The following is a 25572-nucleotide window of genomic DNA, read 5'->3' as shown; positions in this document are numbered from 1 at the left end:
GACTCGGCCGAGTGTGGCCGGGTCCCTCGTTTCGTGTAACGGGGATGGCGACGGGCCGACGGGCCGACGGGGCTTCGACCACGCCTGGACGTACGACCACCTGGGCTGGCGTGATCTCGTCGACGGTCCCTGGTTCGACTCGATGACCACGCTGACCGCCGCCGCCACGGTGACCTCCCGGATGCGGTTGGGCCCCCTGGTGGTGTCGCGGGTCAGGTAGTCGTCCAGGCCGCGGGTGCCGCCGGGCTCGGTGCGGTACACGAAGCTGGCGGTGGCGGAACGCCAGGAGAACAGCGGGGTGGGGTCCGCGTGGCCGAAGGGCCGTTCCAGGCTCTGCCCCTCCCCGGTGCCGAACCCGTCGCGTGAGACGTTGAAGCACTGCACCCGCAACAGCTGCGGCATGAAAAGCTCCTCGTGAGGCTGATGAAGTGCGGGTCACTTCGTGGTCGCCGTCGGCCCTCCGCCGCGGCCCCGGTCGTCGAGCACGAGTGGGGCGCGGCCATTTACCGCGTACCGGATGTGGGTGACCTGCGGGGTGGGGATGACCCGGGTCGGCGTCAGTTCGATCGCCTCCTTGTCGGCGAGGTCGAGGTCCGCGTCGAACAGCCGCAGGCCGGTGCCGAGCACGACCGGTACGACGTGCAGTTCCAACTCGTCGAGCAGCCCGGCCTTGAGCACCTGCCGCACCAGGCTGCCGCCTCCGGCCACGGCGACGTTCCGACCGCCGGCCGCTGCGCGTGCCTGCTCGACGGCGCTGGCCACGCCGTCGGTGACGTAGGTGAAGCTGGTGCCGCCACCGCGCAGCAGGGTCTCGCGGGGTCGGTGCGTGACGACGAAGACCGGCGCGCGGAACGGCGGCTCCTCGCCCCAGGGCACCTCACCGCCGTCGGCCATCCGCCGGCCCATGACGTACGCGCCGGCCGCATCGAACGTCTCGGCCATCACGTCGGAGTTGGCGTCCTGCTCGCCGCCGGCGAAGCCCTGCCGCTCGCGCCACGCCATCGCGTCGGTCGCCCAGCGGGTGACTCGGAAGAAGGCTGCGCTCTCGGCCGAGTCGATCCAGTCGCCGTCGCCGTCGAACAGCGGGCCGGCGTAGAAGCCGTCCACCGACACCGACAGCTGTGCGGTCACCTTCGTCATGTCGATTCGTCCCTCTCGTTGGGCGGCACCCACCGGGTGCCTGCTCGCAACGAGGTCGGAGCCGATCAGGACGCCCCTACCACGGCCAACTGTGACGTGGGACACATGGGAGGGGGGCTATGGCCTGCGGTCGACGATCGCCGCCTCGATCCGCAGACCGATGCCGGTCAGGATGAGGAAGGCGGCCAGGTGTAGCGGACGCGGCTAGGCTGGCGATCATGCGGATTGGCATCGTGATCCTCCCGGACCAGCGTTGGGCGGAGTCGCAGCGGCGCTGGCGGCAGGCCGACGAGTGGGGCTTCGACCACGCCTGGACGTACGACCACCTGGGCTGGCGGGACCTGGTCGACGGCCCGTGGTTCGACTCGATGACCACGCTGACCGCCGCCGCCACGGTGACGTCCCGGATCCGGCTGGGCACGCTCGTGGCGTCGCCGAATTTCCGGCACCCGGCCGCCTTCGCCCGGCAGATCACCACTGTGGACGACGTCTCGGGCGGCCGGCTGCTGCTCGGCCTGGGCGCGGGCGGCATCGGCTTCGACTCGGCGGTGCTGGGCGGCGAGACGCTGCCGCCGCGCCAGCGGGTCGACCGGTTCGCCGAGTTCACCGAACTGCTGGACCTGGTCCTGCGGGAGGACGGCACGACCTGGCGCGGTGACTGGTTCGCTGCGGTGGACGCCCGCAACAACCCCGGCTGTGTGCAGCGGCCCCGCGTGCCGTTCGTGGTGGCGGCGAACGGTCCACGGTCGATGCGGCTGGTGGCCCGGTTCGGTCAGGGTTGGGTGACCACCGGCACCGAGGCCGACGACGTGGAGGGCTGGTGGGGCACGGTGTCGGCGCTGTCGGCCCGGATGGACCGGACGCTGGACGAGGCCGGCCGCGACCCCGCGACGCTGGACCGCTACCTGTCGATGGACGCGGCGCCGGTGTTCTCGCTCAGCAGCGCGCAGTTCTTCGCCGACCAGGTCGGCCGGGCCGCCGAACTCGGCTTCACCGACGTGGTGACGCACTGGCCGCGGGCGAGCAGTTGGTACGCCGGCGACGAGGCCGTCCTGGCCGACGTGGCGACGCGACTGCTGCCCGAGCTGCGCGGATAGCGCCGGCTCAGGTGCCGAGGTCTCCGGTGGCCACGCCGCCCTCGCCGCCGGAGACCAGTCGCAGGCGCAGGCAGACGATCGGGGTGTCGTCGTCGACGGGGGTGCCGAGCCGCGCCCAGTAGGCCGAGTGCCCGGCCCGCCACTCCTCGATCGAGCGGTCACCCTCGCCCTCGGCGCGGGCGAACTCCCAGGGCACGTCGCCGAAGCGCACCACCTCGACCCCGGTGATCTCCACGACGCCGGCCAGCGCGTCGTCGTCGTCGACCAGCGCCAGCCGTTCGCCGACCTGCTCCAACTCCTCGCCCTCCTGGGCGTACTCGGCGAGCCGGCCGGCCGTCGCGGTCTTCACGCCGGCCAGCACCAGGGTGTTCAGGGTCGTCCGCAGGTCGCCGGGGGTGCCGAGGGCGAGCGTACGCAGATCACCGATCCGAGGCCACATCCTGCCGAGGCTAGGCCAGCGCGGCCGGCAGTGCCGCCGCAATTCGTCCGGCGCTGCTCAGATCAGCTGCCCGGCGTAGCCCGCGGCGTCGAGCAGCCGCTGGTCACCGCTGGCCGCGTGGGCGTCGAGGACCGCGTCGGCGAGTTTGACCACATGCGCGTCGCCGTGTCGGGCCGCGCGGGCAAAGACCTCCGCCGGGGTCGCGGCGGTCACCGACGGCGGGGCGATCCCGTCGGTCGGGGCGTACACCGAGGTCACGGCCGCCGTCGCGGCCCAGGCCGCGGCGAGGCTCGGCGCCCACAGCGCCCGGTCCAGTGCCGGCAGGGTACGCAGCACGGCGGTCGGTGCGGTGACCGCGTGCACCAGCATGACCGGCTCCGCGTGCCCGAAGCGCAGGTAGTCGAGGCCGGCGCGGTGCACAAGCGAGACGAGCCCGCGCTCCGCCTCGGCCGGCGTCCGCGCGGGGCGCAGCGCCGCGAGCGCCGGTTCCCATCGGGGTACGCCCACCAGCCGACCCAGCCGATCCCGGATGCCTCCGGTCTGGTCGTCGATCCGGGGCACCCCGGCCAGCGCGGCGGCCACGTCCGGTCCGGCGGCGTCCGGGTGGGCCTCGGGTGGGTTCGCCGGGACCGAGGCGAGCAGCCGGTCGGCGCCCGGCACCGGCTGCCAGCGGGCCGCCCAGTAGCCGAGGGCCTGACCCAGCTCGGTGAGCCGCTGCGGGTTCGCGTCGTGCAGGTGCAGGGCGCGTACGGCGTGCCCGACCCGGATCACCCCGTGCGTGGCGCCGGCGGCGATGCCGGGCAGCAGTCGGGGCCACCAGGTGCCGAGCACGTCCCGCCACGGCTGCTCGCGCAGGTGCCGGTCGAAGTACGCCAGCCAGTCACCGGCCCGCTTCGCGTCGCCCAGCGCCGCCCGCCAGTCGTCGATCGGGCGCAGGCCGCGGGGCAGCTCGTCGAGCCGGGTGAGGTAGTCGTCCAGCCAGCGGTGCACCCGTTGCTCGTGTCCGTGCCGGGCCAGCGCCTCGACGGTCATCGGGCCGTGGTTGGAGAGCCAGCCCTCGTATTCGGGTCCGGTGCGGTGCAGCCGGTCGTACGCCTCGTCGAGAATTCCGTCGCTCATGCGTCGATCGTCGAAGGTGAAGTGGGCTTCAGGTCAATCCGGCAGATCCGTGCCGGCGATCAGGCCGGTGATCCGCAGTGCGGTGGCAGTCTCGGGCGGGCAGTCGACGGCCACCACGGCGGTGCCGAGCACCTGCGCGCCGCGCTTGGCGCAGATGTCGTAGAGGGCGTGGAGCTGTGCGCCCGTGCGTACCCAGTCGTCCACCACCAGAACGCGGTCGCTGGGGCCGAGGTGCCGGTCCCGGACGGCCAGGTCCACCTGCCGGCCCCGGTAGTCCGGCGGGCTCTGCGCCCAGGTGAGCGGGCCGGCCGGCAACCTTCCGTCGCCGGGCTTGTGCGCGGCCACGAAGCCGACCCCGAGGGCGGTGGCGGCCAGTGGCCCGAGCAGCAGGCCGGTGACCGCCGGGGCGAGCACCACGGTCGGTCGGGCGGCCCGGTACGGCGCCACCAGGGCCGGTCCCAGTTCGGCCAGCACGGTGGGGTCGCGCCACCAGCCGGAGATGTCGCTGACCAGGTGGCTGGCGTCCGGGCCGGGGTCGATCCACTGGAACAGGGCGGCCAGGCGTTCGGTCAGCTCAGCGGGCATCCGTCCATCGTGCGGCACGGGCGGGCGGCGCGTCCGCACCTGGGCCGGTCGACCCACCCCGGCTCGGATGATCGGCTATACGTACCAGGGCAAATACCAGCATACCGCCATGATCACGTTGACTTCGGAAGTGCTTCTCTCGTTACGGTCCGACCCGGTTTGTTCAGTCGACGAAAGGACCGGGCCGGTGGCAGGCAGGCACTCCCGTACCCGCATCTTCTCCTCCCCGGCGGGCATCGCGGCCACCGCGGCGGTCGGCGTCGCCCTCGCCGTCGGTGGCACCGTCGGCGCCGTCCAACTGACCTCGGGCGCCGGGCAGTCGGGTCCGGCGACTCTCGACCTCACCCCGACCACAGCCCCCGCCAGCCTCGCCCCCAGCTCCCCGACCGCGTCACCGAGCGCCAGCGCCTCGCCGAGCGTGACGGCCAGCCCGTCCGCCAGCCCGTCCGCCAGCCGGTCGCCGCAGGCCGCCTCCCGGGCTAAGGCCCGCACCGAGTCGCCGAAGCCGCGCCCGACCGCGAAGAAGACCACGGCGGCGGCGAAGGTGCTGGAGAGCGGCTCGTGTGGCGCCTCCTTCTACTCCGACGGGCAGCTCACCGCCAACGGCGAGTCGTTCAACCCGAACGAGTTGACCGCGGCGCACAAGACGCTGCCGTTCAACACCAAGGTCCGGGTGACCAACCCGAGCAGCGGCAAGTCGGTCGTCGTGCGCATCAACGACCGTGGCCCGTTCATCGGCGGTCGCTGCCTGGACCTGTCCCGCGCCGCGTTCGCGACCATCGCCTCGACCGACGTGGGCGCGCTCACCGTCCGCTACGAGGTGCTGGGCTGAGCGCAGCCGGAAGCGCCGATCCGGCCGCGAGCCTGGGCCGGCCGGACAGAACCTCCTCAGACGACGGGCCAGGTTCATTCACCGGTTCACGTGGATCAGGCATGCTGTCCCTCGTACCCACGCGACTCCTCCAGTCGGGCCGTAGCCCGCTGAGCCCCGGATCCCGCGCCGGCCTCGGCGCGGCCCTCGCCCTGCTCGCGATCGTCTCGGGGCTGGAGTTGGCCGACGGCCGTCGGGCGCACTACGTCGCGCTGCTGGTGGCCGCCCCGCTCCTGGCCGCCGCCCTGGCGGCCTGGCGGGTGGTGCTGGGTGTCGGTGCCGCGGCGACCCTGATCGGGGTGGGCTTCGCCCTGGTCGACCCGAGGATGATGCTGGTGACCTCGGTCAATGTGATCGGCGTCGCGGTCGCGAGCGCGCTGGCCGTGGCGGTGGCCTCGATCCGCCAGCGGCAGGCGGAGCAGATCGCCGAGTTGACCAAGCTGGCCTCGGTGGCCCAGCAGGCGGTGCTGCGCCCGCTCGGGCCGCAGGTCGGCATGCTCTCGGTGGCCGGTCGCTACATCTCCTCCACCGCCACGGCCGAGATCGGCGGCGACCTGTACGAGGCGATCGACACCCCGTACGGCGTCCGCATGATCATTGGTGACGTTCGCGGCAAGGGCCTCGATGCGGTTCGACTGGCCAGCATCGTCCTCGGCTCGTACCGGCACGTGGCCTACGAGCGGGCCGACCTACGCGCCGTTGTCGCTGACCTGGACCGCGCGGTGGCCCGCAACGTCGGCGACGAGGACTTCGTGACCGCCGCGCTGGTGGAGGAGCGGGGCGGAACGCTCACGATCGTCAACTGCGGACACCCGTCGCCGCTGCTGCTGCGTCGGGGCGCGGTGATCCCGCTGGAGCCGCCGGCGCCGGCGCCGCCCCTCGGGTTCATGCCGGTGGTGCGCCCCCGCGTGGAACGCCTGGAGCCCGGCGACCGCCTGCTGCTGTTCACCGACGGTCTCGGCGAGGCCCGGCGGGACGGCGAATTCTTCCCCACCGCCGACCGGGCGTGGCGGCTGCTCGGGCACGGCACGGTCGCCGACGGGCTCGCGTCGCTGGAGACGGCCCTCGTCGAGTGGGTGCACGGGCACCTGGACGACGACATCGCCCTGGTCCTGATGGAGTACGTCGGTGCCCGCACGGGCGCGACGTCGGCGGTGCCGAGCTGGGAAGTCGGCGCCGCCGAGAGCTGACCGGGGCGTCCGGCACGCAACTGTGTAATCGCCGTCACTTACGTGATCGGCTTGTCGCTGCCTACCCGCGAGTAATACAGTCGGGGTTACTGATCGGTAACACCTGTCCGGAAGCGGGGCCAGCGAGCATGACCCACTACAAGAGCAACCTTCGGGACCTCGAGTTCAACCTGTTCGAGGTCTTCGGGGCGGACCGGACGTTCGGCCAGGAGCCGTACTCGGACCTCGACACCGACACCGCCCGGAGCTTCCTCGCCGAGGTGGACCGTCTCGCCCGCGAGGACCTGGCCGCCAGCTACACGGACAGCGACCGTAACCCGCCCGTCTTCGACCCGGCCACGCACACCGCGCCGCTGCCGGAGTCGTTCAAGAAGTCCTACCAGGCGTTCATGGACTCCGAGTTCTGGCGACTGGACCTGCCGCCCGCGCTGGGTGGCACCAACGCCCCGCGCGCCCTCTGGTGGGCCCTCGCCGAGTTGGTGCTCGGCTCGAACGCGCCGGTCTGGATGTACGCCTCCGGCCCGTCCTTCGCGCACGTGCTGCACGTCGAGGGCACCGAGCGGCAGAAGGCCTGGGCCAAGCTCTTCATCGACAAGCAGTGGGGCTCGACGATGGTGCTCACCGAGCCGGACGCCGGTTCGGACGTGGGCGCCGGCCGCACCCGCGCCATCCAGCAGCCGGACGGCACCTGGCACATCGAGGGCGTCAAGCGGTTCATCACCTCGGGCGAGCACGACCTGAGCGACAACATCGTCCACTACGTGCTGGCCCGCCCGGTGGGCGTCGAGGGCGTCGGCGGCCCGGGCACCAAGGGCCTGTCCCTCTTCGTGGTGCCCAAGTTCCACTTCGACGAGACCACCGGTGAGCTGGGCGAGCGCAACGGCGTCTACGCGACCAACGTCGAGCACAAGATGGGCCTGAAGGTCTCCAACACCTGCGAGGTGACCTTCGGCGAGCACGGCGTACCCGCCAAGGGCTGGCTGCTGGGTGACAAGCACGACGGCATCCGGCAGATGTTCATGATCATCGAGTACGCCCGGATGATGGTCGGCACCAAGGCGATCGCCACCCTCTCCACCGGCTACCTCAACGCCCTGGAGTACGCGAAGAACCGGGTGCAGGGCGCCGACCTGGTCCAGCAGGCCGACAAGACCGCGCCGCGCGTCACCATCACCCACCACCCGGACGTCCGCCGCTCGCTGCTGCTGCAGAAGTCGTACGCCGAGGGTCTGCGCGCCCTGGTTCTCTACACCGCCACCTGGCAGGACCGGGTCGCCATCGCCGAGGCGGCCGGCGACGAGAAGGCCACCAAGCTGGCCAAGCGGGTCAACGACCTGCTGCTGCCGCTGGTCAAGGGCGTCGGCTCGGAGCGGGCGTACGAGCTGCTCGGCCACGAGGCCCTGCAGACCTTCGGTGGCTCCGGCTTCCTGCAGGACTACCCCCTAGAGCAGTACGTCCGGGACGCCAAGATCGACACCCTGTACGAGGGCACCACGGCCATCCAGAGCCTGGACCTGATCTTCCGCAAGATCGTCCGGGACAACGGCAAGGCGCTGATGGCGGTCGCCGGCGAGATCCAGGAGTTCATCTCCTCCGAGGCGGGCAACGGCCAGCTCAAGGAGGAGCGGCAGGCGCTCGGCAAGGCGCTCGCCGAGATCCAGAACATCCTCGGCACGCTGACCGGCTGGCTGGGCGAGGCGCAGGGCGGCGACACCCGCGCGCTCTACAAGGTCGGCCTGAGCAGCCGACGGTTCCTGCTGGCCATCGGCGACCTGGTCGTCGGCTGGCTGCTGCAGAAGCAGGCCGACGTCGCGCTCAAGGCGCTGGCCGGCGAGGTCTCCGCCACCGACAAGGCGTTCTACACCGGCAAGGTGGCCGCCGCCCGATTCTTCGCCCGTGAGGTGCTGCCGCGCATCGGCGCCGACCGGCGGATCATCGAGGGCGCCGACCTCGACATCATGGACCTCCCGGAGGAGGCCTTCTGACCGTGCCACGGCACGCCTGAGCGGTTCCGGGTCGCACCACCCGGCGCCGACACCGACGGCCGGTGGGGCAACCGCCCCGCCGGCCGTCGCCGGCTTCACGTCCGAGACATTGGCTGAGCCCGGTCGGGTATGCCGGTGCCGTGGCGGGTAACCCGCCGTGACCACGAAAGGGAACGCCCAGAGCCACCGCACGGGGGAGTGCAGCGCACATGGGTGTAGGAAGCGGCATTTTTCTCATCGCGCTCGGCGCGATCATGACCTTCGCGATCAGGGCCAACGTCTGGTGGATAGACCTGCGCGCGGTCGGCTGGGTGTTCATCCTGGCCGGGCTGGCCGTGCTGCTGACCACCCTCTGGTTCTGGCAGGACCGGCGCAAGCGGGCCCGGACCCTCATCGTGGAGGAGAACCGGCTGTCCCATCCGACGGCGATGATGCCGCCGCCGCCGGACCCGCCGCCGCCAACCGCGCCGCCGTCCTGACCTGCGCACGCCTGAGCACGTACGCCTGAGCCACCCGTCGCGCCCGCCGGGTGGCTCAGCCGCGTGCCGGGTGCCGCTGCGCGACCGGCGCCCCGCCTCTGCCCCACTCCGCCCAGGCGGACACGCTGCGGTGCACCGCCAGCTCGGCGGTCCGTAAACCCTCCTCGTCCGAGGTCTCCGGGTCGAGAAACGCGGACAGCAGCGAGACACCCGGATTGTGGGCGATCAGCAGCACGACCCGAGCCGCCGAATCAGCGGTACGGATCAGCGACAACAGCTCCTCGGGGTGGGCGTCGTACGCGCCGGGCTCGTAGCGGACGGTCGGGCGGGGACCGGTCGGCCCACCCTCCGGCGGCGAACCGGCCATCCCCATCGCCACCTGATGCCAGGTCTGGCGGGTGCGTCGGGCCGTCGAGCAGATCACCACGTCGGGCAGCAGGTCGTGGTGGGCCAGCCACGCGCCAGCCGCCGCCGCGTCGGCCTCCCCGCGGGCGCTGAGCGCGCGCTCGGCGTCGTCCGTACCCTCGCTGCCCTGCTCGGCCTTGGCGTGCCGGAGCAACACCAGTGTCCGTGTCTCGGCGTGGCTGTCCGTCATACCACCAGCTTGCCCGATTGGCGATCTTCCTGCCGGGGTAAGTCCAGGGATGCCGCACCCCTACCAACGGCCGCGGCGGACCGTACGCCAGGTTAGAGCCGAGGAGCGAGACATGGGCATTGGTGGCAGCATCTTCCTGATCGCGCTGGGCGCGATCTTCGCGTTCGCCGTGGAGGCCGACCTGGGTTGGCTGAACCTGTCCGTGGTCGGCTGGGTGTTGATGCTCGCCGGTGTCGCCGGCCTGCTCACCACCCTCTACTTCTGGAACAACCGCCGTCGCACCGTGGTCGCCGCCCCGGTCCGGGAGGAGCGCGTGGTGGCCGACCGGGTCGTTCCCGTCCAGAACGACCAGGTCGTGCAGGAGTACCGCGAGGTGCGTCGGCCGGGTCACCCCGTCTGATCCTTCGCTCGCACACTCCGGGGTCCCGCAGCGTGGCGGGGCCCCGGCTCGCGTCTGTGGGGGTGTGCCTCAGGCGAACAGCGCGAAGTAGATCGCGATGTGGTGGCAGAGCGCCGCCAGCAGCGTGCACGCGTGGAAGAACTCGTGGTGGCCGAAGACGGTGGGCCACGGGTTGGGGCGGCGCAGCGCGTAGAAGACCGCGCCGACGCTGTAGATGGCCCCACCGACGATCAGCAGCACCAGCGCCGCGACCCCGCCGCCGTGCAGGATCTGCGGCAGCATGGCCACCGCCACCCAGCCCAGCGCCAGGTAGAGCGGCGCGGAAACCCAGCGCGGCGCGTGTGGCCAGATCACCTTGAGCGCCACACCGGCCAGTGCACCACCCCAGACCAGGGCCAGCATGAGAGTGGCCTGCCCGGTCGAGAGGAGCATGACGCAGAGCGGGGTGTACGTGCCGGCGATGAACACGAAGATCATGCAGTGGTCCATCCGGCGCATCACCTGGTAGCCGCGCTCCGACCACACGCGACGGTGGTACAGGGCGCTCGTGCCGAACAGCCCGCAGACCGTCAGGCTGTAGATGACGCAGCTCACCAGGGGTGCCCAGCCCGGTCGGGTGGCGGCGATCGAGCAGAGCACGATGCCGCCGACCACGGCGACGAAGAAGGCGTACGTGTGCAGCCAGCCGCGCATCCGGGGCTTGCCGATGTCGACCGGCTTCAGTCGAAGCGGGGCGGAGGTGGTCACGACATCAGGTTACGGCACCGTAGGTTACTTTCAAGTAGTCACGCCGGTGACACCGAGCACCGTCACCGTGAACACATGCCGGCACGGCATCGGCGAGGATGAGCGGATGCGGATCCGAACCGCCGGTGCGCACGCTCTGCTGCTCGACTGCACCGCCCCGGCCGACATTCCCGAGGCGGCCCTGGTCGAAGCGTGGCGGGCCGAGTTGTGGCGCCGCCGCGAGCAGGGTGACCTGAGCGCGGTCGAGATCGTGCCGGCGGCCCGCACCGTCCTGCTCGACGGCCTGCCCGACCCCACCGCCACCGCCGACCTGCTGTCCCAATGGGCGCCAGCGGTCACCGCCGCGGCTGCCGCCACTGAGCGCGACGGCGTCCCGGCCGGCACCGCGGGCCGCGACACGGCCATCGGCAGCGGCCACGGCGCGGAGGTCGTCGTCCCGGTCGAGTTCGACGGACCGGACCTGCCGGTCGTCGCCGACCACTGGGGCGTCGACGTGCCGGCCGTGCTCCGCCGCCTGACCGGCACCCGGTTCCGGGTCGCGTTCTGCGGGTTCGCCCCCGGATTCCCCTACCTGACCGGGCTCCCCACCGACCTGGCGCTGCCCCGGCTGCCCACGCCCCGCCCCCGGGTGCCGGCCGGCTCGGTCGCCCTGGCCGGCCCGTACGCCGGCATCTACCCCAGCGCGTCCCCCGGCGGCTGGCAGCTGGTCGGCCGGACCGACCTGCCCCTCTTCGACGTCGACGGCGACCCGCCCGCCCGGCTCGGCCCCGGCACCCGCGTCCGGATGGTGGCGACGTGACCCGACCCGCCGAGATCGAGGTGCTCCGCGCGGGCGCGCTCACCACCGTGCAGGATCTGGGCCGACCCGGTTGGGCGCACCTCGGCGTGCCCCGCTCCGGTGCTCTCGACCCGACCGCCCTGCGGCTCGCCAACCGGCTGGTCGGCAACGCCGAGCACGCCGCCGGCCTGGAGATCACTCTGACCGGCTGCACACTGCGGCTGACCCACGCCGCCACCGTGGCGATCACCGGCGCCGAGGTGGCGGTCCGCGCCGGGGACCGGCCGGGCGACATCGGCCGCCCGCTCACCGTGCCGGCCGGAACCGTGCTGCGCGTCGGCCCCGCCCGTCGGGGCGTACGGAACTGGCTCGCCGTGGCCGGTGGAATCGACGTGCCGCAGGTGCTCGGCAGCCGCGCCACCGACACCCTCGCCGGGCTCGGCCCGCCTGTGCTGCGCGACGGCGACCGGCTGCCGCTGGGCGTGCCGTTGGCCGAACCCGCGCCGGTGGACGTGACCGTCGGCCCGGCACCCGCGCCCGAACTGCACCTGAGCGTGCGCCTCGGCCCCCGCGACGACTGGTTCACCCCGAGCGCGCTCGACCTGCTGTTCGGCACCGCGTACACCGTCAGCCCGGTCAGCAACCGGGTCGGATCGCGACTCTCCGGCGCGGCCCTGCCCCGCGCGGTCGCCGGCGAACTCCCCAGCGAGGGCATCGTGCTCGGGGCGGTACAGGTGCCTGCCGACGGCCAACCCCTGATCTTCCTCGCCGACCATCCGACCACCGGCGGCTACCCGGTCCTCGGGGTGGTCACCGACGTGACCCCGCTCGCGCAGGCCCGGCCAGGTACTACCGTCAGATTCCATGGACCTCAACGCTGACCTGGGCGAAGGATTCGGCATCTGGCGGCTCGGTGACGACGACGCGCTGCTGGACCTGGTGACCTCGGCCAACGTGGCCTGTGGCTTCCACGGCGGTGACCCGTCCACCATGCGGCGGGTCTGCGAGGGCGCGGCGCAGCGCGGCGTCGCGGTGGGCGCGCAGGTCGGCTACCGGGACCTGGCCGGCTTCGGCCGGCGACGCATCGCGTACGACTTCGCCGAGCTGCGCGACGAGATCACCTACCAGTTGGGCGCGCTGGACGCCTTCTGCCGGCTCTTTCGCACCCGGGTCCGCTACCTCAAGCCGCACGGGGCGCTCTACCACGCGGCCGCCACCGACGAGTCCCAGGCGGCGGCGGTGGTCGCCGCCGTCAGCGGCCACGACCCCGAGATGCCCGTGCTCTGCCTGCCCGGCTCGGTGCTCGCCCAGCTCGCCGTCGGCGCGGGCCTGCCGGTGGTCGCCGAAGCGTTCGCCGACCGTGGCTACCTGCCAAACGGGTCGCTGGTGCCGCGCGGCGCACCCGGCGCGCTGATCACCGACCCGGAGGAGGTGGCCGCCCGGGCGGTACGGATGGCCACCGAACGGACCGTCGTGGCGGTGGACGGCACCGTGATCCCCTGCCCGGTGGAGTCGATCTGCGTACACGGGGACACTCCGGGGGCGGTCTCCGCCACCGAGCTGGTCCGCGCCTCCCTGGTCGACGCCGCCGTCCCGCTCGCCCCGTTCGCGGCTTAGGCGTCCAAGCCGCGTAGGACCAGCGCCAGCCGGGACACCGCACCGTCGACCACCCGCACCGGGACGCCCCAGTCCTGCCGGGTCAGGTGGCAGGCCGCGTGCTCGACGTCCGCGTCACAGGTCGCCGCCTGGGCGGTCACCTGGAGCACCCCGCCGGTCGCCTCGCTGTTGAGCACCAGCCGACGGGACAGCTCGGTGCCGGTGCCGGCGCCCTCCACCAGCAGCTCCGGCGGGGACGCGGACACCACCAGCCGGGTCGACGGCCCGTACGTCTCGTCCAGCTTCTGCCCCGGCGCGGGCGTGAAGACGATGTCCAGGATGACCTCGCCCGCCGCCACGTCGGTCGGCTTCCGCTCGGTGCGGTGCCGGGGGCCGTCCACGGTGCTCGCACCGGCCGCCGACAGCGCGCCGGGCGCCAGCCGGGTCAGGCGGTGCGCGGCGGACTCCACCACCAGCACCTCACCGGCCGGGGTGAGCACCAGGTCGCTCGGCTCGGCCAGCCCGTCCGCGACCGTCGACACCTGGCCGGTGGCCGGGTCGAAGCGGCGCACCGCGCCGTTGTAGGTGTCCGCGATCAGCACCGAGCCGTCCGGCAGCGCGCACACCCCCAGCGGGTGCTGAAGCAGCGCCGACTCGGCCGGCCCGTCCACGTGCCCGAAGTCGAAGAGCCCCTGCCCGACGGCGGTGCCCAGCACCTCGTTCTCGACGTACCGAACGGCACTGGTCTCGCTGTCGGCGATCCAGAGCCGGGCACCGTCGGCGGAGACGGACAGCCCCGACGGCTGCGCCATCCACGCCTCGGCCAGCGGGCCGTCGCGCAGTGCCTCCACAGTGGTGCCCGCGTACATGCCGGCGGTCCGCTTGATCGGGTCGAACCACCAGAGCTGGTGGATGCCCGCCATCGCGATGATCAGCTTGTCGTCGTACCAGGCCAGGTCCCACGGGGACGACAGGTCCACGGCGAGCGCGTCGTGCGCGTGGTCGTCGACCGAGGCACGCCACTGCCGGCCGCTGCCGGCCACGGTGACCACCTCGCCGGACGCCAGCCGTACGCCGCGCAGCAGGTGGTTGACGGTGTCGGCGACCACCAGGTCGTAGCCGGCCACCTCGGCGACGTGCGTGGGCAGCAGGCAGAGGCCCTGCGGCTCGGAGAAGGTCGCCGCCTCGGCCGGCCCGTCGGCCCGACCCCGCTCGCCCGAGCCGATGCGGCGAACCGGCGTCTCGCCGTCCGGAGCCACCTCGACCAGGGAGTGCCGGGCCGAGTCCGAAACCAGCAGGTTGCCGTCCGGCAGCAGCACCGCCTTGCCCGGGAAGCGCAGCGCGGTCTCCGGGGCGGGCGGCGGGACGTACGGGCCGGTGCCCCGGTGCAGGGTGCCCTTCGCCTCGTGGGTGGCGATCAGCTCGTCGATCAGTCGGGCCAGCCCTTCGGCGTGGCCCTCGCCGGCCATCGTGGCCACCACGTAACCCTCCGGGTCGATCACCGACAGGGTCGGCCAGGCCCGGGCCGCGTACTGCTGCCACATGTCCAGCTCGGGGTCATCGAGTACGGGGTGGTGCACGCCATACCGCTCGACGGCGGCGGCCAGCGCGTCGGCGTCCTTCTCGTGCTCGAACTTCGGCGAGTGCACGCCGATCACGACGAGCACGTCGCCGTACTTCTCCTCCAGCGGCCGCAGTTCGTCGAGCACGTGCAGGCAGTTGATGCAGCAGAAGGTCCAAAAATCAGCGAGGACGATCTTGCCGCGCAGATCCTGCAAGGTCAGGTCCTTGCCGCCGGTGTTGAGCCACTGCCGGCCCCGTAGTTCGGGTGCCCGTACGCGCGCTGTCGTTCCCATGCCTGCCAGCCTGCCACGCCTCGCGGGCCGGCCCGCCGTGACCCGGACGACAGGCGGTTGCGGGGGCACGCTGCCTGTGGTGCGGGCCGACCGAGACGGGTGCGGCGGATGGCCTTGGTGTGTCGGCCCACGGGACAGGCACCGCTTCACCACCCGTCACCTGTCGAGCTGCCCCATATCTGGGGCGAGGGGGGCGGCCGTCGCGGGAGTGTTGCACAGCAGCGTGTGGGGTTGGTCCGCCCCACATTCGGGGCAGCTCTACAGGCAACAACCAAGGCGCGGGCCGGGAGGCGGCTCCTCGAAGCGGTGTCGACACCCCCGGACGCCCGCGTCCGAACAGAGAACGGCGGAGCCACGGTTGCCCGTGGCTCCGCCGTCGATGCGTCTACTTGGTGGCCGGCTTGAGGCAGAGCACCCGGTTGGTGCCCTCGCCGGGCAGCACCACGTGGGGCTGAGCAGGGTCGGCGCACTTGTCCTTCGCGTCCACCTTGGAAACGATCGTGAACGCGCCCGCCTCGCCGCAGTCCACCGCCGATGCGCCCTGGCCGGCCTGCTTCACGCAGGTGCCGACCGCCGGGTCGAAGGCCGATGAGTCGTCCCCACCGCCGAACTTGCCGAGCAGCATCAGCAGGCCGAGCGGCACCGCCAGGATCAGCACGGCGGCGATCAACACCGCGGCCAGGACACGACCGTTGCGCACCTTCGGCACCGGAGGCTCCGCCTTGGGCTCGTCCGCCTCCGGCTTGAACGAGTCGAAGCGACCCTGGTCCGATTCGGTGGCCTCCTGGCCCCAGGACGGCGGCTGCTGGGGCGGCGGGAAGGCCGCGAACTGACCACCCGGCGCCTGCTCGATGGCCGGGCCACCGAAGCCCGGCGCTCCGTTCACCGCGGCGGCGCCGGCGGCCGGTGCGCCGAAGCGGTCGGCTGGGCGCTCACCGCCGGACTGCGGTCGAACGCCGTTCACCGGCCGGTTGTTGCCGGGCGCGTCGACGAAGGACGGCACGCCGGGTGGGAACGCCGGCGGCGCGGCAGCGGCCAAGGGGGGCTCGCCGAACCCGTTGGGCGCCGACGACCGTTCCCGGTCGTCGAACTGCGGCTCGGACGGCGAATCGTCGCCCCAACCGGGGAAGCCCTGCCGATCCGGCCCGTTCTGCCAGTCCGGCGGGCCCGGACGCTCCGGGGCTTGCTGCCAGTCGGGCGTGGCCGGGCGGCCAGCGTCCTGCTGCCAGTCCGGTGCGGCCGGGCGCTCCGGTGCCTGCTGCCAGTCGGGCGTGCCCTGGCGGCCGGCGTCCTGCTGCCAGTCGGGCATGCCCGAACGCTCGGGCGCCGGGTCGGCCTGCAACGCCTCCGGGGCCGCCTGCTCCGGCTCGTTGTCCGGCTCGGGTTGGGCCGGGCGGCCGTACACCCGGGGTTGTGGCGTGGCGGCGCTGGTCGGCCGCATGGCCTGGTCGGCCGGGGGCATCACCCGGCTGGCCAGCGGCACCGAGGCACTCGCCGAAGCGCGGCCCGCCGCGCTGGCCGCCGACTCGGCATCCGAGACGGGTACGACCGCGCGGCCCGCCCCCGACTCCGGGGAGGTACGCGGAGCGGGCACCGCGGCGGCGCTCGCCGACGCCTCCTCGGCCCGGCCCCAGCCGGCCGGCTCGGCCTCGTACTGTGCGGCGGCTTCCGGGGTGTCCCGCTCGGAGTACGCCGGCTGCTCGGGGATCGGGGGGTACTGCGTCGACGGCGCGTAGTCGGCCGGCGGGGCGGCGGCGAGGCTGGCGCCCGGCACGCGCTGCTCCTGCGGCGGTAGCGGCACGGCGTTGGCGGGTGAGATGCCGGGCGCGGGCGCGGGCTGGTAGACCGGCGGCTCGTCGGCCCGGTCGGCGTCCCAGCCGCCTCGCGACTGGGCTTCCGCCTCGGCGCGGCCCCACACCTCGCCCGGCGCCCACGGCTGAACCTCCGCGACGCCGGGGTTGGCCGGCACCGGGTTGTCCGGGCCGGCGGCGGCCCAGCCGGGCGTCGCGTCGCTGCTGGGCACGCTGACGCTGGCGCGGGCGGCCGCGGGGCCGGCCTGCTCGGCCTGGGGCCAGGCGGTCGGTTCCGGACGCTCGGTCGGCTGGTCCTGGGGTGCGAGCACCCAGTCCGGCTGCTGCGGGCGGCCCTCGGCGCCACCCCAGGCGGCGGGCTGCGGGGCCTCCTCCTGCGCGGGCCAGTTGGCTGCCGGGACCTGGGCCGCGCCACGGGAACCGGCCGACTCGGCCTGCCCCCAGCCGGGGGACGGCTGCTCGGCCGGCTCGGCGGACTGGCCCCAGGCCTGCGGGGCCTGCTCGGCTGGCGTCCAGACGGGCTGGTCATCCCGCGCGGCGGCAGCGCCGACGGCCCAGCCACCGGACCCGGCCGGGTCGTCCTGCGGGCCGGGTGCGCCAGACCGGCCGGCGGGCTGCGCCGGCTCGGCGTGCCACTCACCGGCAGGCGGGTTGGCCTGCCCCGCGCCAGCCCATCCGCCGGAGCGGGACGGGTCGTCCTGGGCGGCGGGCCACGCGGCGGTGGCCGGGGGCACCTGCGCGGCGCCCCGGGCGGCCGGCTGGGCCTGTGCCCAGTCGGGCTGCTCGGCGGAACCGCCGGACCAGGCGGGCGCGGCCTGCTCGGGCGGCGTCCAACCCTGCTGCGGGGGAGTCCATGCGGCGGGCTGCCCCTGCTCCGGCGCGGCGCCGCCGGTGGCCCACGCGGGCTGTGCCGGGTCGCTGGACTGCGGTGCGGCGGCGGCACCCCAGGCGGGGTTCGGCTGCTGCTCGGACTGGGTCGCCCAGGCCGGGGCGGACGGGTTCGGCCGCGCGGGTGGCGGGGGCGCCCAGCCCAGGTCGGGGCCGGCGGCGTTGTAGCCGTTGTCCGGCTGCGCCGGGCGGTCGCCGTACGGCGCCGGTCCGCCGGCGCCCGGTGACACCTCGTCCGGCTCCTGGCCGGGGCGGTGCGGGCCCTCGGACGTCATGGGTGCGCCTCCTCCATCACATGTCGGCCGCCGGTGCCGATCGGTCTCCTCGGCATGGCTGCCGGCGTCACCGGCGTACCGCCGTGCCGGCTCCCCGCACCGTATCTGGTGGCCGCACGGGGCGTCCAAAGAGCACCGGTCGTCACTGCCCGTCGCCGGGTGGTGTCGAGCAGCTTCTATCGGCTCGGCGTCGGCCGGGCCGGCGGGCGGCGACCGAAGCCCACCGTACCGGGCGCTGCGGCAGGGCGGAATCCCGGTGTCAGGTGCTGGCGGAACGCCGATGGCCCACCCGGTGAGCCGGGTGGGCCATCGATCTGGAGGAGGTGAGGAATGTCGTGGAGCGTCAGCTCATGTGACGCTGGGCGATGACGAGGAGTTCCTCGCGAACGGCCGGCGAGTTGGCCGAGCGCAGCGCGTGCTCGATGGCACGGGCGCGGCGGTTGGCGTCGCGGTGGTTGCGGATTCGCTCGATCATGCTCATTGGTGGGTCCCCCCTGGCTATTCGGTTGTCGGCCCCTGATGCGTCTATTCAACCGCAGAACTCGGCCAACTTCCATCGATTATTAGGTGAGCTGGGACACCTGCCTAACAATCAAAGGTCAACGGGGATTGTGGCCGGCGGTTTCGTCGCCCAACGGTCACGGCCGGTGTGCCGGGCGTTAACCCGTGGCACACCGGCCGTGGCTGGCGTTTCGGACCGGTCAGGTCCAGGCGAGCAACGCCGCCTCGGGGTCGGCGAGAAAGTCGCCGATGTCGCGCAGGAACTTGGAGCCCAGCTCACCGTCGATGATCCGGTGGTCGAAGCTCAGCCCCAGCGTGGTGACCTGCCGCGCCTTGACCTTGCCCTTGTGCACCCACGGCATCTCCCGCACCGCGCCGAAGGCCAGGATCGCCGACTCGCCCGGCGGCAGGATCGGCGTGCCGGTGTCCACCCCGAACACCCCGACGTTGGTGATGGTCAGGGTGCCGCCGGACATGTCCGCGGGCGAGGTGCGGCCGGACTTCGCCGTCTGCACCAGGCCGTTCAACGCGTCGGCCAACTCCCGCAGCGAGAGCCGGCCGGCGTCCTTCACGTTCGGCACGATCAGGCCACGCTCGGTGGCCGCCGCGATGCCGAGGTTGACGTACTCCTTGATCACGATCTCGTCGCCGGCCCAGGTCGAGTTGACCATCGGGTGACGCTTGACCGCCAGCAGCACCGCCTTCGCCACCAGCAGCAGCGGCGAGACCCGGACGTCACGCCACTCCCGCCGGCCCCGCAGGCGCTCCAGCGCCTTCATCGCCCTGGTCACGTCGACGGTCAGGAACTCCGTCACGTGGGGAGCGGTGAACGCCGAGCGGGACATGTTCTCGGCGGTGAGCTTGCGGACGCCCTTGACCGGGATGCGCTGCTCACGGTCGGCGCCGAAGCTCGCGGCGCTCGTCGCGGTCGAGGTGACCGCGACCGGCTCGGCCGCCGCCACGGAACCGCTCGCCGCCCGCTGTACGTCCTCCCGGGTGATCGAGCCCAGCGGGCCCGACCCGGTCAGCGTGCTCAGGTCGACGCCGAGGTCCTTGGCGAGCTTGCGTACCGGCGGCTTGGCCAACACGAGCCCGCCCGTCACCGGGCCGCCGTTCCCGGTACGGGCCGGCTCCGGCGTGACCGGCTGCGGTGCGACCGGTGCCGGGGTGACCGGCGCCTCGGCCTGCGCCGGGACGGCACCCTTGCGGGGCCGCCGCTTCGCGGCGGTGGTACGCGGGCCGTAGCCGACGAGCACCGCCGTCCGCCCGCCCGGGGCGGCACCGCCGATCAGGCCCGGCTCGATCATGCCCTCGGCCGGGGCCACCTCCACGGCCGCCAGCGAGGCAGCCGACGGGGTGGGCAGGTCGCCGGTCGGCGTGGCCGTGGTGGAGGGGGCGTCCAACGGGCCCGCCCCCGGGTCGGTGTCGATCGCGATGATCGGCGTACCGACCTCGACCGTGGTGCCTTCCGGGTGGTGGATCGCCTGCACCTGCCCGGCCCACTTCGCCGGGATCTCCACCGCCGCCTTGGCCGTCTCGACCTCGACGATCGGCTGGTTCAGCTCGATGGTGTCGCCGACCTTGACCAGCCAGGCCAGGATCTCGCCCTCGGTCAGCCCCTCGCCCAGGTCGGGCAGGTTGAACGTCTTGATCCGGGACATGTCGCTCACCAGCCGAAGGTGCGGTCGACGGCGTCGAGCACCCGGTCGAGGTCGGGCAGGTACTCCTCCTCCACCCGGGCGGCCGGGTAGGGGGTGTCGAAGCCCGTGACCCGCAGTACCGGCGACTCCAGGGAGTAGAAGCACTCCTCGGTGATCCGGGCGGCCAGCTCGGCGCCCAGGCCGATGTTGGACGGCGCCTCGTGTACCACTACCGCGCGGCCGGTGCGCTTCACCGACTCGTACGCGACGGCGAGGTCCAGCGGGGACAGCGAGCGCAGGTCGATGACCTCCAGCTCCCGGCCGTCCTCGGCGGCGGCCGTCGCGGCCTCCAGGCAGGTCCGGACCATCGGCCCGTACGCCAGCACTGTCACGTCGGTGCCGGGCCGCACCACCCGGGCCGAGTGCAGGGGGTACGCGTCGGAGAGCGGCGCGTCCAGGTCGACCTGGCCCTTCTCCCAGTACCGCCGCTTGGGCTCCAGGAAGACGATCGGGTCGTCCGAGGCGATGGCCTGCTGGATCATCACGTACGCGTCCTGCGGGTTGGCGCAGGTCACCACCTTCAGGCCGGCGGTGTGGGCGAAGTACGCCTCCGGCGACTCGGAGTGGTGCTCGACGGCACCGATGCCACCGCCGTACGGGATTCGGATGACCATGGGGATGCTGAGCCGGCCGCCCGAGCGGTAGTGCATCTTTGCCACCTGCGACACGATCTGGTCGTACGCGGGGTAGACGAAGCCGTCGAACTGGATCTCGCAGACCGGCCGGTAGCCACGGATGGCCAGCCCGACGGCGGTGCCGATGATGCCGGACTCGGCCAGCGGGGTGTCGATCACCCGCTGGTCGCCGAAGTCCTTCTGGAGCCCGTCGGTGATCCGGAAGACGCCGCCGAGCTTGCCGACGTCCTCGCCCATGATGATGACCTTGGGGTCGGTCTCCAGGGCGCGGCGCAGGCCGGTGTTGAGGGCCTTGCCGAGGGTGAGCGTCTCCGTGGCCATCAGTGGGCGCTCCCCTCGAACGACTCCATGTAGCGGTTGAACTGCGCACGCTGCTCATCGAGCAGCGGAGACCCGTTGGGGTAGACGTGGTCGAACATCGTCACCGGCTCGGGGTTGGGCATGTCGAGCACCCGCTCGCGCAGGTGCACCGACTCGCGCCGGGCCTGCTCGTCGACCTCGGCGAAGAAGTCGGCGTCGGCGATCTGCTGCTTTTCCAGGAATGCCTTGACCCGGAGGATCGGGTCCTTGGCCTGCCAGGACTCCACCTCGCTGGCGATCCGGTAACGGGTCGGATCGTCGGAGGTGGTGTGCGCGCCCATCCGGTAGGTGTACGCCTCGATCAGGCTCGGGCCCTGCCCGTGCCGGGCGTTGTCCAGCGCCGTGCGGGTGACCGCGTACGACGCCAGCACGTCGTTGCCGTCCACCCGTACGCCGGGGAAGCCGAAGCCGGCGGCCCGCTGGTAGAGCGGGACGCGGGTCTGCCGCTCCAGCGGCTCGGAGATCGCGTACTGGTTGTTCTGGCAGAAGAAGACCAGCGGCGCGTTGAACACGCTGGCCCAGACGAACGCCTCGTTCACGTCGCCCTGGCTGGTGGCCCCGTCGCCGAAGTAGGCGATCGCGGCCTCGCCGTCGTCGGTGCCGACCTTGCCGTCCATGGTGATGCCCATGGCGTACCCGGTCGCGTGCAGGGTCTGCGCGCCGATGACGATCGTGTACATGTTGAACTTGAACTCGTTCGGGTCCCAGCCGCCCTGGTCGACGCCGCGGAACAGACCGAGCGGCATGATCGGGTCGATGCCCCGGCAGTAGAGGACGCCGTGTTCCCGGTAGGTCGGGAAGGCCATGTCCTGCGCCCGCAGCGCGCGCCCGGAGCCGACCTGCGCGGCCTCCTGGCCGAGGAGGCTGGCCCAGAGGCCCAGCTCGCCCTGCCGCTGGAGCGCGGTCGCCTCGGCGTCCAGCTTGCGGACCAGCACCAGGTCGCGGTAGAGCCCGCGGTACTCCTCATCGGTGAAGTCGACGCGGTATTCGGTGCCGTCCGGCCCGGTGGCGCTGTCGATCCGCTCGCCTTCGGGGGTGAGCAGCTGCACCAGCTCGGGGTTGCCGGTCGCGCCCTTCTTGGAGCGGGGAGCTGCCCGCCTGCTGCGGGTGGTGCCCCCGGGGTCGCCCTTTGCCATCGGTCTCTCCCTGTCGTGTCTGCGTCGGCACCGGGGGATCACCCGGCCACGCAACTCGTGCGCCTGCCCGGCTGCTGCCGGACCGGTTCCTGGCGGCCGCGCCTAGCCCCGGTGGGGGTTGCCGCGCGGCGTGAGCCGGGTTCTGGCCGAACCCGGATCGGGAGCGCCGGCGCCGTGCCGCGCCTGCCGCGAGGGTGCGCGGAGGTCACGGCTGCGTTGCCGTCGTGCTCCATATTCGCAGAGCAGGTGAGCGCGCCCACAGTACGCCCGCCTCGCATTCCGACCGCCTACGGTTTGATGTTCTTTGTCACCATCATGCGGACCTGCGTCCACCGGGCGATCTGGTGCTGATTCGTCACCGTTCGGTCAGTGCCGCGTGTCGACACGCGGTGGATGTTGGCTGACGGAGGGTGACTGGGCGAGGCTGATTACCGCAGAAACGTGCCGATCGGGTGATTAGCCGGATTCCGCCGGTGAGCGCTCGGCGAGTCCTTCAACGGCGACGACAAGGGGTGTGCGGTGGACGAGCCAGGTGACGGTCCCGGCGCACCCATGCTCGGCCGCCACCGGTCGCCGGGCGGCTACCGCCGGGTGATCGGGTCACACCGGGCGCCCGGCGCGGGCGGTCCCTCCCGGGGTTACCTGCTCACCGTCGCACTGTTGGCCGGCACCGCGTCGATGCCCGTCCTCGCCGCGGTCAGCGCGGGCTCGGCCACCCCGGGTAGCAGCGCGTTACCGGACATCAGCATTCCGTTCATCCCGACCCCGTCGGTCGGGCCGGTGGTCATCCCGATGCCGGTGACCAGTCAGCCGCCGCCGCTCGCGCTGCCGGCACCGGGCACACCCAGCGCCGGCCCGACCGCGACCGCCGACTGGGTGCCCGCCGCTCCCTGGCGTCTCCCGGACGAGTCGTGGTCCGGCCCGACGGCTGACGACCGGGTGCCCGCCCGTCACGTGGTGCCGGCGCCGCGACCCACCCGGAGCGCCCCGCCGGCCGCACCTCCGCCCCCGCACCCGGCCAGCCCGTCGCCGGCACCGACCACGTCACCGGACCCGGACCCGACCGAAACGCCCACCCCGAGTTCCACGCCGACCGACTCGGCGACACCCAGCGCGACCGGTTCGTCGACCGCCACCGCCGTCCCCACCAGCACCCTCTCCGCACCCGCCAGCACATCCCCGCCGTCGGCCACGCCCGACCCGTCGGTCACCCCTGATCCCTCGGCCACGCCCCGCCCATCGACCATGCCCCGCCCGTCGGCCACTCCGCCGTCGCCGCACGCGCCGACCATCCGGACGGCGTCGCCGTCGTCGGTCACCGCGCGACCGCCGGTCACGCCGCCCGCGTCGGCCGACCCGGCGACGCCGACCGGGCGTCCGTCGCCGGCCGGACCCACGCATCCCACCCTCTCCTCGGCGGTACGGTGACGAGCAGGCGTCGCCGAGACGGCGGTGGTCGGCGGTAGGCGCGTACCGGAGGGGGTGGCGTGGGCGGCGGTGTGGAACCCCGCCCGGTCGCCGCCCGGCCCGGTCGAGGGCTGCGGGTCGCCCGACTGGTCACCGAGCTGACCGCCCCGGCCGTGCTGGTGTCGTTGCTGATGATCGCCGTGAGCTGGCACAGCACTCGGGGCAGTGCCCGCGGCCTGCTCTGGGGTCTGCTCGCGACGCTCTTCGTCACCGGCATCCCGTTCGCCTACATCGTCGGCGGGGTCCGCCGTGGTCGGCTCACCGACCACCACATCGGCCGTCGGGAGCAGCGCCGGGTGCCGCTGCTGGTCGGCCTCGGCTCGGTCGCCGCCGGGCTCGCCCTGCTCGTCGTCCTCCGCGCGCCCCGGCCGTTGCTGGCGCTGGCGGTGGCCGGGCTGGTCGGCCTGGTGGTCGCCGTGTCGGTGAGCCACTGGTGGAAGATGTCGATCCACTCGGCGGTCTCCGCCGGCACCCTGGTCATCCTGGCGCTGACCTTCGGGCCCGGGTTCCTCGTCGCCGCGCCGCTGTTGGCCGTGGTCGGCTGGTCCCGCGTACGCCTGCGGGATCACACCGTCTCGCAGGTGCTCGCCGGCGGTGTGCTCGGCGCGCTGATCGCCGCGGTCGTCTTCGGACTGCTGCGCTGAGCGACCGTCGCCGGGCGGGCGCGGTGCCGCCCGCCCGACGGCCGTCAGGCGCCGTCGTCGGCGAGGCGGTGCCGGTTCGCCTCGATCCAGGCGTCCAGCGCGGCCGGGTCGTCCGGGTCCACGCCGTCGGCCATCAGTTGCGCGACCGCGGCGGTGGCCGGGCTGCGCCGCTCACCGGTCGAGTAGAGCCGGGCGAACTCCGGCACCATCTCCTCGATCGCCTCGTCGGTGCGCGTCGCGGCCGCCTCGGGCAGCCCGCGCTGCCGCGACGCGTACCGGGCCCAGGCGCGCAGCACCCGGGGCAGCATCGCCGCGTCGTCCATGTCCAGCACGGCGCGGCGGTGCACCCAGTCGAGCAGGAAGAGCCCGGACACGGCCGGGCTCCAGCGCATCGGGTCGGCGTCCGGGAAGCTCGCCGAATGGTCCAGCAGCAGGCTCAGGCAGAAGTGCAGCGAGGCGAGTTCCGCGCCGTCGACGCTGTCGAGCCCGAACCGGGCGGCCTCCGGCGCCGCCAGGAACCGCCGGACCAGGTCGGTGCGCTCGGCGGCGGACAGCGGCTCGACCTCCGCCGGGCCGGTCGGGTCGGCGGCCGTGGGAAGCAGCGCCAGCCGGGCGCCGACCAGCGCGCGGTCGGTGGCGAGCGAACCCTCGCCGGGCAGCTCGGTCAGATCGTCGGTGACCGAGAGGTGCCGGGCCACCTCGCCCCGCAGCCGGGACGGGTCCTCGGTGCGGAACCAGGTCAGCTCGTCGTCGGCGCACATCTGCCGGACCTGGTCCAGGATCCGCTCCGCCGGGCCGCCGACGAAGATGTCCTTGGTGATCCCGATGTTGTGGTCGATCAGGGCCACCAGGGCGTGCTCCGGGCCACCGGCCGCGTCGTCGTACGCGAACGTGGCGAGGTAGGAGGTCTGGTCGCCGTACACGTCGCCGTACGCCCAGCTGCCGGTGAGGTGCACCCGGCCGAGCTGCCCGGACCAGGCGGGCGCCTGGCTGCCCGCACGCACCCGCTCGGTGCCCTCGGCGGTCGGGACGAGCGTGGCGAAGACCTGCCGGATGGTGGTCGCCGCCGCGATCCGGCGGCGGGCGGTGGCGGCGAGGAACCCGGTGACGAACTCCCGCACGGCGGTGTCGCGGTCGGTCTCCGCGATCGCGTAGACACTGCCCAGCAGCGCGCTGCCGAGCATCTCGGCGTCGAGGGCGGACTCCAGCTTGGTCACGTCGCGTGCGGCGTGCAGCACCGCGTCGTAGGGGGTCTGAGGCGTGGCCATGCTCCGACCC

Annotated in this window: 25 protein-coding genes and 1 pseudogene; 11 read left to right on the top strand and 15 right to left on the bottom strand. The window is 73.3% G+C overall.

Translation table 11 applies throughout. The features are described 5' to 3' along the window. Nucleotides 1–70 precede the first annotated feature (70 nt). Nucleotides 71–208, top strand: a pseudogene (locus OG505_RS26470) (LLM class flavin-dependent oxidoreductase); the annotation flags it as partial. A 227-nt stretch (nucleotides 209–435) separates the two neighbouring features. Here OG505_RS26470 and OG505_RS26465 read toward each other — a convergent pair. Continuing rightward, nucleotides 436–1140, bottom strand: coding sequence for a dihydrofolate reductase family protein (locus OG505_RS26465; RefSeq protein WP_405428593.1), 705 nt, complete (start codon nucleotides 1138–1140; stop codon nucleotides 436–438). A gap of 218 nt (nucleotides 1141–1358) precedes the next feature. On the opposite strand from OG505_RS26465, the gene OG505_RS26460 reads away from it, so the two are divergent. Continuing rightward, nucleotides 1359–2237 (top strand): LLM class flavin-dependent oxidoreductase, encoded by an 879-nt coding sequence (locus tag OG505_RS26460; RefSeq protein ID WP_405428591.1) that lies wholly within the window; start codon nucleotides 1359–1361, stop codon nucleotides 2235–2237. A 7-nt stretch (nucleotides 2238–2244) separates the two neighbouring features. Here OG505_RS26460 and OG505_RS26455 read toward each other — a convergent pair whose 3' ends face one another. Genes OG505_RS26455 through OG505_RS26445 form a run of 3 tightly spaced genes read right to left on the bottom strand, consistent with a single transcriptional unit; the run spans nucleotide 2245 to nucleotide 4380 of the window. Then, nucleotides 2245–2676, bottom strand: a complete 432-nt coding sequence (locus OG505_RS26455; RefSeq protein WP_405428588.1) for an ASCH domain-containing protein — start codon at nucleotides 2674–2676, stop codon at nucleotides 2245–2247. A 57-nt stretch (nucleotides 2677–2733) separates the two neighbouring features. Further along, on the bottom strand, nucleotides 2734–3795 hold the full coding sequence (locus OG505_RS26450) for a hypothetical protein (protein ID WP_405428585.1): 1062 nt from the start codon (nucleotides 3793–3795) through the stop codon (nucleotides 2734–2736). Nucleotides 3796–3828: 33 nt separating this feature from the next. Next, nucleotides 3829–4380, bottom strand: a complete 552-nt coding sequence (locus OG505_RS26445) for a phosphoribosyltransferase family protein (RefSeq protein ID WP_405428583.1) — start codon at nucleotides 4378–4380, stop codon at nucleotides 3829–3831. Nucleotides 4381–4567: 187 nt separating this feature from the next. Here OG505_RS26445 and OG505_RS26440 point away from each other — a divergent pair, with 187 nt between their 5' ends. From OG505_RS26440 to OG505_RS26425, 4 genes are all read left to right on the top strand, one after another. Beyond that, complete coding sequence (locus OG505_RS26440) at nucleotides 4568–5212, top strand: septal ring lytic transglycosylase RlpA family protein (RefSeq protein WP_405428581.1); 645 nt, start codon at nucleotides 4568–4570, stop codon at nucleotides 5210–5212. A 101-nt stretch (nucleotides 5213–5313) separates the two neighbouring features. Then, nucleotides 5314–6441 (top strand): PP2C family protein-serine/threonine phosphatase, encoded by a 1128-nt coding sequence (locus OG505_RS26435; protein WP_405428579.1) that lies wholly within the window; start codon nucleotides 5314–5316, stop codon nucleotides 6439–6441. A gap of 128 nt (nucleotides 6442–6569) precedes the next feature. Beyond that, on the top strand, nucleotides 6570–8426 hold the full coding sequence (locus tag OG505_RS26430; protein ID WP_405428576.1) for an acyl-CoA dehydrogenase: 1857 nt from the start codon (nucleotides 6570–6572) through the stop codon (nucleotides 8424–8426). 209 nt (nucleotides 8427–8635) lie between these two features. Then, nucleotides 8636–8905: a DUF6458 family protein gene (locus OG505_RS26425; protein WP_007454197.1), complete on the top strand. Its 270-nt coding sequence runs from the start codon at nucleotides 8636–8638 to the stop codon at nucleotides 8903–8905. 55 nt (nucleotides 8906–8960) lie between these two features. On the opposite strand, the gene OG505_RS26420 is transcribed toward OG505_RS26425, so the two are convergent. Next, nucleotides 8961–9500: a SixA phosphatase family protein gene (locus tag OG505_RS26420; protein WP_405428574.1), complete on the bottom strand. Its 540-nt coding sequence runs from the start codon at nucleotides 9498–9500 to the stop codon at nucleotides 8961–8963. 112 nt (nucleotides 9501–9612) lie between these two features. On the opposite strand from OG505_RS26420, the gene OG505_RS26415 reads away from it, so the two are divergent. Continuing rightward, nucleotides 9613–9900 carry a DUF6458 family protein gene (locus OG505_RS26415; RefSeq protein ID WP_405428572.1) on the top strand — a complete coding sequence of 96 codons (288 nt, stop codon included), beginning with the start codon at nucleotides 9613–9615 and terminating at the stop codon, nucleotides 9898–9900. Nucleotides 9901–9969: 69 nt separating this feature from the next. Here OG505_RS26415 and OG505_RS26410 read toward each other — a convergent pair whose 3' ends face one another. Then, nucleotides 9970–10647, bottom strand: a complete 678-nt coding sequence (locus tag OG505_RS26410) for a hemolysin III family protein (RefSeq protein ID WP_357491528.1) — start codon at nucleotides 10645–10647, stop codon at nucleotides 9970–9972. A gap of 106 nt (nucleotides 10648–10753) precedes the next feature. On the opposite strand from OG505_RS26410, the gene OG505_RS26405 reads away from it, so the two are divergent. From OG505_RS26405 to OG505_RS26395, 3 genes are read left to right on the top strand one after another with little or no spacing between them, the layout of a single operon-like run. Beyond that, nucleotides 10754–11446: an allophanate hydrolase subunit 1 gene (locus OG505_RS26405; RefSeq protein WP_405428570.1), complete on the top strand. Its 693-nt coding sequence runs from the start codon at nucleotides 10754–10756 to the stop codon at nucleotides 11444–11446. Further along, entirely contained in the window at nucleotides 11443–12306 is an 864-nt protein-coding gene (locus OG505_RS26400; RefSeq protein ID WP_405428568.1) for a biotin-dependent carboxyltransferase family protein, read from the top strand. Before OG505_RS26405 ends, OG505_RS26400 begins: the two co-directional genes overlap by 4 nt. Further along, nucleotides 12290–13042, top strand: coding sequence for a LamB/YcsF family protein (locus OG505_RS26395; protein WP_405428566.1), 753 nt, complete (start codon nucleotides 12290–12292; stop codon nucleotides 13040–13042). The genes OG505_RS26400 and OG505_RS26395 overlap by 17 nt, the downstream gene beginning before the upstream one ends. Here OG505_RS26395 and OG505_RS26390 read toward each other — a convergent pair. The 8 genes from OG505_RS26390 to OG505_RS26355 all read right to left on the bottom strand — a co-directional run bounded on the left by OG505_RS26390 (nucleotide 13039) and on the right by OG505_RS26355 (nucleotide 23580). Continuing rightward, a complete protein-coding gene (locus OG505_RS26390; protein ID WP_405428564.1) occupies nucleotides 13039–14877 on the bottom strand; it encodes an NHL domain-containing thioredoxin family protein in 1839 nt (612 codons plus the stop codon). The two genes, OG505_RS26395 and OG505_RS26390, sit on opposite strands and share 4 nt — an antisense overlap. Nucleotides 14878–15262: 385 nt before the next feature. Next, a complete protein-coding gene (locus OG505_RS26385; RefSeq protein WP_405428561.1) occupies nucleotides 15263–17851 on the bottom strand; it encodes a hypothetical protein in 2589 nt (862 codons plus the stop codon). A gap of 343 nt (nucleotides 17852–18194) precedes the next feature. Beyond that, entirely contained in the window at nucleotides 18195–18332 is a 138-nt protein-coding gene (locus tag OG505_RS26380) for a hypothetical protein (RefSeq protein WP_007454215.1), read from the bottom strand. 220 nt (nucleotides 18333–18552) lie between these two features. Beyond that, nucleotides 18553–20022, bottom strand: a complete 1470-nt coding sequence (locus tag OG505_RS26375; protein ID WP_405428558.1) for a dihydrolipoamide acetyltransferase family protein — start codon at nucleotides 20020–20022, stop codon at nucleotides 18553–18555. Then, a complete protein-coding gene (locus OG505_RS26370) occupies nucleotides 20019–21008 on the bottom strand; it encodes an alpha-ketoacid dehydrogenase subunit beta (protein ID WP_405428556.1) in 990 nt (329 codons plus the stop codon). The genes OG505_RS26375 and OG505_RS26370 overlap by 4 nt, the downstream gene beginning before the upstream one ends. Next, nucleotides 21008–22183, bottom strand: coding sequence for a pyruvate dehydrogenase (acetyl-transferring) E1 component subunit alpha (gene pdhA, locus OG505_RS26365; RefSeq protein WP_405428554.1), 1176 nt, complete (start codon nucleotides 22181–22183; stop codon nucleotides 21008–21010). Before pdhA ends, OG505_RS26370 begins: the two co-directional genes overlap by 1 nt. Before the next feature lie 638 nt (nucleotides 22184–22821). Continuing rightward, on the bottom strand, nucleotides 22822–22971 hold the full coding sequence (locus tag OG505_RS26360) for a hypothetical protein (RefSeq protein ID WP_405428553.1): 150 nt from the start codon (nucleotides 22969–22971) through the stop codon (nucleotides 22822–22824). A 162-nt stretch (nucleotides 22972–23133) separates the two neighbouring features. After that, nucleotides 23134–23580: a hypothetical protein gene (locus tag OG505_RS26355; RefSeq protein ID WP_405428551.1), complete on the bottom strand. Its 447-nt coding sequence runs from the start codon at nucleotides 23578–23580 to the stop codon at nucleotides 23134–23136. A 90-nt stretch (nucleotides 23581–23670) separates the two neighbouring features. Between OG505_RS26355 and OG505_RS26350 the strand changes: the two genes are divergently transcribed. Further along, nucleotides 23671–24294: a phosphoesterase PA-phosphatase gene (locus tag OG505_RS26350; RefSeq protein WP_405428550.1), complete on the top strand. Its 624-nt coding sequence runs from the start codon at nucleotides 23671–23673 to the stop codon at nucleotides 24292–24294. A gap of 44 nt (nucleotides 24295–24338) precedes the next feature. Here the strand turns inward: OG505_RS26350 and OG505_RS26345 are convergent, their stop codons facing one another. Continuing rightward, complete coding sequence (locus OG505_RS26345; RefSeq protein ID WP_405428548.1) at nucleotides 24339–25562, bottom strand: hypothetical protein; 1224 nt, start codon at nucleotides 25560–25562, stop codon at nucleotides 24339–24341. Nucleotides 25563–25572: the final 10 nt, after the last annotated feature.

Source organism: Micromonospora sp. NBC_00617 (assembly GCF_045161355.1).
Taxonomy (GTDB): Bacteria; Actinomycetota; Actinomycetes; order Mycobacteriales; family Micromonosporaceae; genus Micromonospora.
Note: the sequence above shows the minus strand (reverse complement) of the source record. Positions and strands in the feature narration are given on the sequence as shown.

Bases quoted from the DNA above. Each gene is read 5' to 3' on its own strand.
- OG505_RS26465 (WP_405428593.1), bottom strand. From the start codon at position 1,140: ATGACGAAGGTGACCGCACAGCTGTCGGTGTCGGTGGACGGCTTCTAC.
- OG505_RS26460 (WP_405428591.1), top strand. From the start codon at position 1,359: ATGCGGATTGGCATCGTGATCCTCCCGGACCAGCGTTGGGCGGAGTCG.
- OG505_RS26455 (WP_405428588.1), bottom strand. From the start codon at position 2,676: ATGTGGCCTCGGATCGGTGATCTGCGTACGCTCGCCCTCGGCACCCCC.
- OG505_RS26450 (WP_405428585.1), bottom strand. From the start codon at position 3,795: ATGAGCGACGGAATTCTCGACGAGGCGTACGACCGGCTGCACCGCACC.
- OG505_RS26445 (WP_405428583.1), bottom strand. From the start codon at position 4,380: ATGCCCGCTGAGCTGACCGAACGCCTGGCCGCCCTGTTCCAGTGGATC.
- OG505_RS26435 (WP_405428579.1), top strand. From the start codon at position 5,314: ATGCTGTCCCTCGTACCCACGCGACTCCTCCAGTCGGGCCGTAGCCCG.
- OG505_RS26430 (WP_405428576.1), top strand. From the start codon at position 6,570: ATGACCCACTACAAGAGCAACCTTCGGGACCTCGAGTTCAACCTGTTC.
- OG505_RS26425 (WP_007454197.1), top strand. From the start codon at position 8,636: ATGGGTGTAGGAAGCGGCATTTTTCTCATCGCGCTCGGCGCGATCATG.
- OG505_RS26420 (WP_405428574.1), bottom strand. From the start codon at position 9,500: ATGACGGACAGCCACGCCGAGACACGGACACTGGTGTTGCTCCGGCAC.
- OG505_RS26415 (WP_405428572.1), top strand. From the start codon at position 9,613: ATGGGCATTGGTGGCAGCATCTTCCTGATCGCGCTGGGCGCGATCTTC.
- OG505_RS26405 (WP_405428570.1), top strand. From the start codon at position 10,754: ATGCGGATCCGAACCGCCGGTGCGCACGCTCTGCTGCTCGACTGCACC.
- OG505_RS26395 (WP_405428566.1), top strand. From the start codon at position 12,290: ATGGACCTCAACGCTGACCTGGGCGAAGGATTCGGCATCTGGCGGCTC.
- OG505_RS26390 (WP_405428564.1), bottom strand. From the start codon at position 14,877: ATGGGAACGACAGCGCGCGTACGGGCACCCGAACTACGGGGCCGGCAG.
- OG505_RS26385 (WP_405428561.1), bottom strand. From the start codon at position 17,851: ATGACGTCCGAGGGCCCGCACCGCCCCGGCCAGGAGCCGGACGAGGTG.
- OG505_RS26380 (WP_007454215.1), bottom strand. From the start codon at position 18,332: ATGAGCATGATCGAGCGAATCCGCAACCACCGCGACGCCAACCGCCGC.
- OG505_RS26370 (WP_405428556.1), bottom strand. From the start codon at position 21,008: ATGGCCACGGAGACGCTCACCCTCGGCAAGGCCCTCAACACCGGCCTG.
- pdhA (WP_405428554.1), bottom strand. From the start codon at position 22,183: ATGGCAAAGGGCGACCCCGGGGGCACCACCCGCAGCAGGCGGGCAGCT.
- OG505_RS26360 (WP_405428553.1), bottom strand. From the start codon at position 22,971: ATGACCACCGGCCCGACCGACGGGGTCGGGATGAACGGAATGCTGATG.
- OG505_RS26345 (WP_405428548.1), bottom strand. From the start codon at position 25,562: ATGGCCACGCCTCAGACCCCCTACGACGCGGTGCTGCACGCCGCACGC.